The organism is Mesorhizobium sp. BH1-1-4, from assembly GCF_020165665.1.
Classification (GTDB): Bacteria; Pseudomonadota; Alphaproteobacteria; order Rhizobiales; family Rhizobiaceae; genus Mesorhizobium.
The window spans coordinates 117,991-124,186 of sequence record NZ_JAIUIN010000014.1; the positions used below are offsets into that span (position 1 = coordinate 117,991).

Annotated in this window: 5 protein-coding genes; 4 read left to right on the forward strand and 1 reads right to left on the reverse strand. The window is 65.7% G+C overall.

The window, feature by feature from the left end; all coding sequences use genetic code 11:
* Position 1: 1 nt before the first annotated feature.
* The 3 genes from LB569_RS22035 (at position 2) to lpdA (ending at position 4,037) form a co-directional block, all read left to right on the forward strand.
* Positions 2-1,015: an alpha-ketoacid dehydrogenase subunit beta gene (locus LB569_RS22035; protein WP_224694075.1), complete on the forward strand. Its 1,014-nt coding sequence runs from the start codon at positions 2-4 to the stop codon at positions 1,013-1,015.
* 1 nt (position 1,016) lies between these two features.
* Positions 1,017-2,345, forward strand: a complete 1,329-nt coding sequence (locus LB569_RS22040; protein ID WP_224694076.1) for a dihydrolipoamide acetyltransferase family protein — start codon at positions 1,017-1,019, stop codon at positions 2,343-2,345.
* Between the two features lie 294 nt (positions 2,346-2,639).
* The gene (lpdA, locus tag LB569_RS22045) at positions 2,640-4,037 is read left to right on the forward strand and encodes a dihydrolipoyl dehydrogenase (protein WP_224694077.1); all 1,398 of its coding nucleotides are present in this window, start codon (positions 2,640-2,642) and stop codon (positions 4,035-4,037) included.
* 277 nt (positions 4,038-4,314) lie between these two features.
* Here the strand turns inward: lpdA and LB569_RS22050 are convergent, their stop codons facing one another.
* Positions 4,315-5,418, reverse strand: a complete 1,104-nt coding sequence (locus LB569_RS22050) for a saccharopine dehydrogenase family protein (RefSeq protein WP_224694078.1) — start codon at positions 5,416-5,418, stop codon at positions 4,315-4,317.
* Positions 5,419-5,538: 120 nt separating this feature from the next.
* Between LB569_RS22050 and LB569_RS22055 the strand changes: the two genes are divergently transcribed.
* Entirely contained in the window at positions 5,539-5,967 is a 429-nt protein-coding gene (locus LB569_RS22055; RefSeq protein ID WP_224694079.1) for an Lrp/AsnC family transcriptional regulator, read from the forward strand.
* The last annotated feature ends 229 nt before the right edge of the window (positions 5,968-6,196 follow it).

Consider the following 6,196-nt stretch of genomic DNA (forward strand, 5'->3'; position numbering starts at 1 on the left):
CATGCCAAGACGGACCATGATCGAGGCCATTCGCGACGCCATGGACGTGTCGATGGAGCGCGACAGCAAAGTCGTCGTTTTCGGCGAGGATGTCGGCTTCTTCGGCGGCGTCTTTCGCGTCACGCACGGGCTGCAGGCCAAGTACGGCAAGAGCCGCTGCTTCGACGCGCCGATCAACGAATCCGGCATTGTCGGGTCGGCCATCGGCATGGCCGCCTATGGGCTGAAGCCGTGCGTGGAGATTCAGTTTGCCGACTACATGTATCCGGCCTACGACCAACTGACGCAGGAAGCCGCAAGGCTGCGTTATCGCTCCAATGGCGACTTCACCTGCCCGATCGTGGTGCGCATGCCGACCGGCGGCGGCATTTTCGGCGGCCAGACGCACAGCCAGAGCCCGGAAGCGCTGTTCACCCATGTGTCGGGCCTCAAGACCGTGGTGCCGTCCAACCCGCATGATGCCAAGGGCCTGCTGATCGCGGCGATCGAGGACCCCGACCCCGTTATATTCCTCGAGCCGAAGCGGCTCTATAACGGCCCGTTCGACGGCCATCACGACCGGCCGGTGACGCCTTGGTCGAAGCACGAGCTCGGCGAGGTTGCCGATGGCCACTACACGGTGCCGCTCGGCAAGGCGGCGATCCGCAGGGCGGGCTCTGATGTCACCGTGCTCGCCTACGGCACCATGGTCTATGTCGCCCAGGCCGCGGCCGAGGAAACCGGCATCGATGCCGAGATCATCGACCTGCGGACACTGCTGCCGCTCGACCTCGACACCATCGTTGCCTCGGTCAAGAAGACCGGACGTTGCGTCGTCGTGCACGAGGCGACGCTGACCTCCGGTTTCGGCGCCGAACTCTCGGCGCTGGTGCAGGAAAACTGCTTCTACCACCTGGAGGCGCCGGTGGCCCGCGTTGCCGGCTGGGACACGCCCTATCCGCATGCGCAGGAGTGGGAGTATTTTCCGGGGCCCGCACGGGTCGGCCGCGCTCTCGTAGAAACCATGGAGGCCTGACATGGGCGAGCACATCATCAAGCTGCCCGATGTCGGGGAGGGCGTCGCCGAGGCCGAACTCGTCGAATGGCATGTCAAGATCGGCGACATCGTGCGCGAGGACACGGTGCTTGCCGCCGTCATGACCGACAAGGCGACGGTCGAAATCCCGTCGCCTGTCGATGGCGAAATCCTGTGGCTGGGCGCCGAGATCGGCGACACGGTGGCGATCGGTTCGCCGATCGTGCGGCTGAAGGTGGCGGGCGAAGGCAATGTGAAAGCCGCCGGCAAAGACGCGGAACCAACCGCCGAGGCCGAAGCGCCCGCCGAGCCGCCGAGCCCCCAGCCAGAAACCCCACAGTCGCCCAGGGCGACAAAGCCCGCCGAGGCGCCGGCAAAACCCGCACCGCCTGCCGCGAAAACCATTGCACGGTCCTCGGCCTCCGGCGCACCGCGCCCGGAAGGCGAAAAGCCGCTGGCGTCGCCAGCCGTCCGCTTGCGGGCGAAAGAGGCCGGAATCGATCTCAGGCAAGTCGCGGGCAGCGGCCCGGCCGGCCGCATCGGCCACGAAGATATCGAGGCGTTCCTGGCGCGCGGACCGCAACCGGCCAAGACATCCGGCCTCGCCCGCAACGATGCGGTCGAGGACATCAAACTGGTCGGCCTCAGGCGCAAGATCGCCGAGAAGATGACGCTGTCCAAGTCGCGCATCCCGCACATCACCTATGTCGAGGAGATCGACGTCACCGCGCTGGAGGACTTGCGCGCCGCGCTCAACAAGGAAAAGCGCCCGGCCAGGGGAGGCGCGGAGAGGACCAAGCTGACGCTGCTGCCGTTCCTGATGCGGGCGATGGTCAAGGCGATCGCGGACCAGCCCCAGCTCAATTCGCTGTTCGACGACGAGGCCGGCATCATCCACCAGCATGGCGGCATCCATATCGGCATCGCCGCGCAGACGCCGTCGGGGCTGGTGGTGCCTGTCGTCAAGCATGCCGAGGCGCGCGACATCTGGGATTGCGCCGCCGAGGTCGCGAGGCTGGCCGAGGCGGCCAAGTCCGGCACGGCGACACGCGACGAACTGTCCGGCTCGACCATCACCATCACCTCGCTCGGCGCCATGGGCGGCGTGGCGACGACGCCGGTCATCAACCACCCGGAAGTGGCGATCATCGGCGTCAACAAGATGATGGTGCGGCCCGTGTGGGACGGCACGCAGTTCATCCCGCGCAAGATGATGAACCTGTCGTCCAGCTTCGACCACCGGGTGATCGACGGCTGGGACGCGGCGGTGTTCGTGCAGCGGATCAAGGCGCTGCTGGAAACGCCGGCGCTGATTTTCGTGGAGGGGTGATGGAATGCTCGCTCATCGTACCATCGCAGCCAGGTCGTTCTGGAAAGTAGACCTGAAGCGCCGCGCTGCCCCTCATTGCCCTGCCGGGCATTTCTCCCCGTATAGGGACGGGGAGAAAGACGCTGTTATCCATGGTTTCGCCAATCGACAGCGTTGCGGAAGAGGATGCCAACATCGCGACGATACCCTTCTCCCCGTCCCTATACGGGGAGAAGGTGCCGGCAGGCGGATGAGGGGCAGCGCGAGGTTGGATAGGAGGGCGTCGGCAGCTCTCACTACAAGGGGGCCGACACCATGAAAGAAATCTCCTGCAAGCTGCTTGTCATCGGCGCCGGTCCGGGCGGCTACGTCTGCGCCATCCGCGCCGGGCAGCTCGGTGTCGATACGGTCATCGTCGAGGCCGGCAAGCCTGGCGGCACTTGCCTCAATGTCGGCTGCATCCCCTCCAAGGCGCTGATCCATGCGGCGGAAGAATTCGAGAAGGTCTCGCACATGGCCGGCGGCAAGAGCCCGCTCGGCATTTCGGTAACCGCACCGGCGCTCGACCTTGCCAGGACCGTCGCCTGGAAGGACGGGATCGTCAGCCGGCTCAACAGCGGCGTCGCCGGCCTGCTGAAGAAGGCCGGGGTGAAGACCGTGCAGGGCTGGGCAACGTTTCGCGACGGCAAGACCGTCGAGGTCGAAACCGAGACGGGAAGCCAGGCGATCCGGGCCGAGACGATCGTCATCGCGACGGGCTCGGCGCCAGTGGAATTGCCGTTCCTGCCGTTCGGCGGCCCGGTGATCTCCTCCACCGAGGTGCTGGCGCTAAACGAAGTGCCGAAGAAGCTTGCGGTCGTCGGTGGCGGTTATATCGGGCTGGAGCTCGGCATGGCCTTCGCCAAGATGGGCGCCGAGGTCACCGTGGTCGAGGCTTTGCCGCGCGTGCTGGCGCAGTATGATGCGGAGCTGACCCGGCCCGTGGTCAAGCGGCTCGCCGCGCTCGGTGTCGAAGTGATGACAGGCGCCAAGGCCAAGGGCCTGTCGACGAAGGGCGATGCGCTGCTGGTCGAGACGTCGGACGGCAAGAGCGCCAAGGTCGCCGCGGACAAGATTCTGGTCACGGTCGGCCGCAAGCCGGTGACCGAGGGCTGGGGGCTCGAGCAGATCGATCTCGACAGGGCCGGAAAATTCATCAGGATCGACGACCAGTGCCGGACCTCGATGCGCGGCGTCTTCGCCATCGGCGACGTCACCGGCGAACCGATGCTGGCGCATCGGGCAATGGCGCAAGGCGAAATGGTGGCCGAGATCGTCGCCGGCCACAAGCGCGGCTGGGACAAGCGCTCGATCCCCGCCGTCTGCTTCACCGATCCCGAGCTGGTGACGGCCGGCCTGTCGCCCGAAGAGGCCAAGGCGCTTGGTGGCGAGATCAAGATCGGCCTGTTCCCCTTCGCCGCCAATGGCCGCGCCATGACCAAGCTCGGCGAAGACGGCTTCGTCCGCGTCGTCGCACGCGCCGACAATCACCTGGTGCTCGGCATCCAGGCGGTCGGCCAGGGCGTGTCGGAACTGTCGGCGGCTTTCGGGCTGGCGCTGGAAATGGGAGCGCGGCTGGAGGATATCGCCGGAACGATCCATGCCCATCCGACGCAAGGCGAAGGATTCCAGGAAGCGGCGCTGAAGGCGCTCGGGCACGCGCTGCATATTTGAGGTGTTACCCCTAGGCTCCTTTCCTCTCCCTCCGGAGGGGGGAGAGGTGGCGCTGCGAAGCAGCGACGGAGTGGGGGAAGGCGCTGGTCAAACCTGTTGCCGTCGAAAATCGGGCGACCATCCGGATAGGTCGAGCCGTGGACCCCCACTCCGTCGAGCTGCGCTCGACACCTTGCCGGGGCGAGCCACGGGTCTCGCCCGTCCTTCGGACCCCCCGATCGACGGGGGAGAGGAAAGGCGCGAACCAATCAACGGGGAGAAGAAGATGCGCGGCTCGTCACCCGGCCAGCCGGCTCACCATATCATGCTGGGCATAGGCGCGGCCGAAGCGGTTGGCGAGGAAGGCGTCGAGCGCGATGTCCTCCTGCTTGACGAAGCCGGTCGCCGGCAGCGAGCCATCGGCCATCATGTCGAGCACGGCGCAGATGCCGGACGCCGTGGTGATCTGGATGGCGCTGCGCACCGTCTGGCCGACGCGGCGGGAATAGATCTTGTTGGCGTAGGTTTCCTGCAGCAGGCGGCCTTGTCTGCGGCCGGAAACGGTGACGAAGACGATGACCACGTCCTGCAGCGTCGCCGGCAAAGCACTTTCGAAAATGTCCTTGAGCACATCGCGGCGATGGCGCAGGCCGAGATCGTTCAGCAGCGCCTTCATGATCGCGGCATGGCCGGGATAGCGGATGGTGCGGTAGTTCAGCGTGCGCACCTTGCCCTTCAACGTTTCGGCCAGTGTGCCCAGACCGCCTGAGGTGTTGAACGCCTCGTAGGTGACGCCGTCGAGCGAGAACTCCTCGCGCTCCTCCAGCGGCGGCACTTCGACCAGCTCGCCTTCGACGATCGCCTCGCAAGGCTCGCAATATTCGTTGATGACGCCGTCGGTGCTCCAGGTCAGATTGTAGTTCAGCGCGTTGGACGGGTATTGAGGCAGCGCGCCGACGCGCATGCGCACGCTTTCGAGCGTGTCGAAACGGCTGGCCAGATCATTGGCGACGATCGAGATGAAGCCCGGCGCCAGCCCGCATTGCGGGATGAAGGCGCTCTTGGCGGACCGGGCCAGCTCCTTGACGCGCCTGGTCGAGACGACATCCTCGGTGAGGTCGAGATAATGCACGCCGGCGCTGGCCGCCGCCTCGGCGATGCGCGTGGTGAGATGGAAGGGGGCGGCGCTCAGCACCGCGAACCTGCCGGCGAGCGCGGCTTCAAGCGCACCGGGCGCGGCGATATCGAGTTCGAGCGTCTCGACGCTGGCGGGCACCTCGTCGGCAGTGAGTTGCGCGGCCGAGCGGTCGACCAGGGTGACATGGTAATCGCCCGTTTCAGCGAGCATTTCGGCGATGGTCGAGCCGATCTTGCCGGCGCCGACGATAACGATCTTGTTCATGTCAAATTCCCCCGCGGTCCGCGTTTGGCGGAATCATCGCAGCTTGCCTGTCGAAAGGAAGCGTGGAATCCTGCAAAGTGAAACCTATTCTCAGGCGATTTGCCGAGGAGATTCGTCGAAATGATCAGCGAAGCCGAACAGGCCCTGCTTTCCCTGCTGCGCGCCAACGCGCGCGCCCCGACGTCCGAACTGGCGCGCCAGCTCGGCGTGTCGCGCACGACGGTGCAAAGCCGCATCGAGCGGCTGGAGCAACGCGGCATCATCACCGGCTATGGCGTCAGGCTGGCGCCGGATTATGAGCAGGGGCTGGTCAGGGCGCATGTGCTGCTCACTGTCACGCCCAAGCTCTCCGACAAAGTGGTGCGGGCCCTGCGGGCGCTGCCGCCGGTCAGGACGCTGCACTCCGTCAGCGGCAATTTCGACATGATCGTCATCGTCGACGCGCCGTCGATCCGCGACCTCGACACGCTGCTCGACCAGATCGGCGCCATGGAGGGTGTCGAGCGCACCGCGTCGTCGATCATCCTGTCGACGCGGATCGACAGGTGACTACCGAGGACTTAGGTTCCTCGCCCCGCCAGAGGCGCTAAGCATGCACACGTTTTCAGCGGCTGGTCTTTGGCGACAGCGTGCATAGCCGCTTGGCGCATGGATCGTCTTGTGCTGTGTTGGTCGACCCCCACTCCGTCTCGGCTTCGCCGAGTGTCCAGCCGATAGATGGGTAACAGTTTGAACCGGATACATAGGTAACAGTTTCTCCCCTTATGATGGGTTCGCC

Excerpts from the sequence above, each read along its gene's own strand:
- LB569_RS22055 (WP_224694079.1), top strand. The coding sequence starts at position 5,539 with ATGATCAGCGAAGCCGAACAGGCCCTGCTTTCCCTGCTGCGCGCCAAC.
- LB569_RS22035 (WP_224694075.1), top strand. The coding sequence starts at position 2 with ATGCCAAGACGGACCATGATCGAGGCCATTCGCGACGCCATGGACGTG.
- LB569_RS22050 (WP_224694078.1), bottom strand. The coding sequence starts at position 5,418 with ATGAACAAGATCGTTATCGTCGGCGCCGGCAAGATCGGCTCGACCATC.
- LB569_RS22040 (WP_224694076.1), top strand. The coding sequence starts at position 1,017 with ATGGGCGAGCACATCATCAAGCTGCCCGATGTCGGGGAGGGCGTCGCC.
- lpdA (WP_224694077.1), top strand. The coding sequence starts at position 2,640 with ATGAAAGAAATCTCCTGCAAGCTGCTTGTCATCGGCGCCGGTCCGGGC.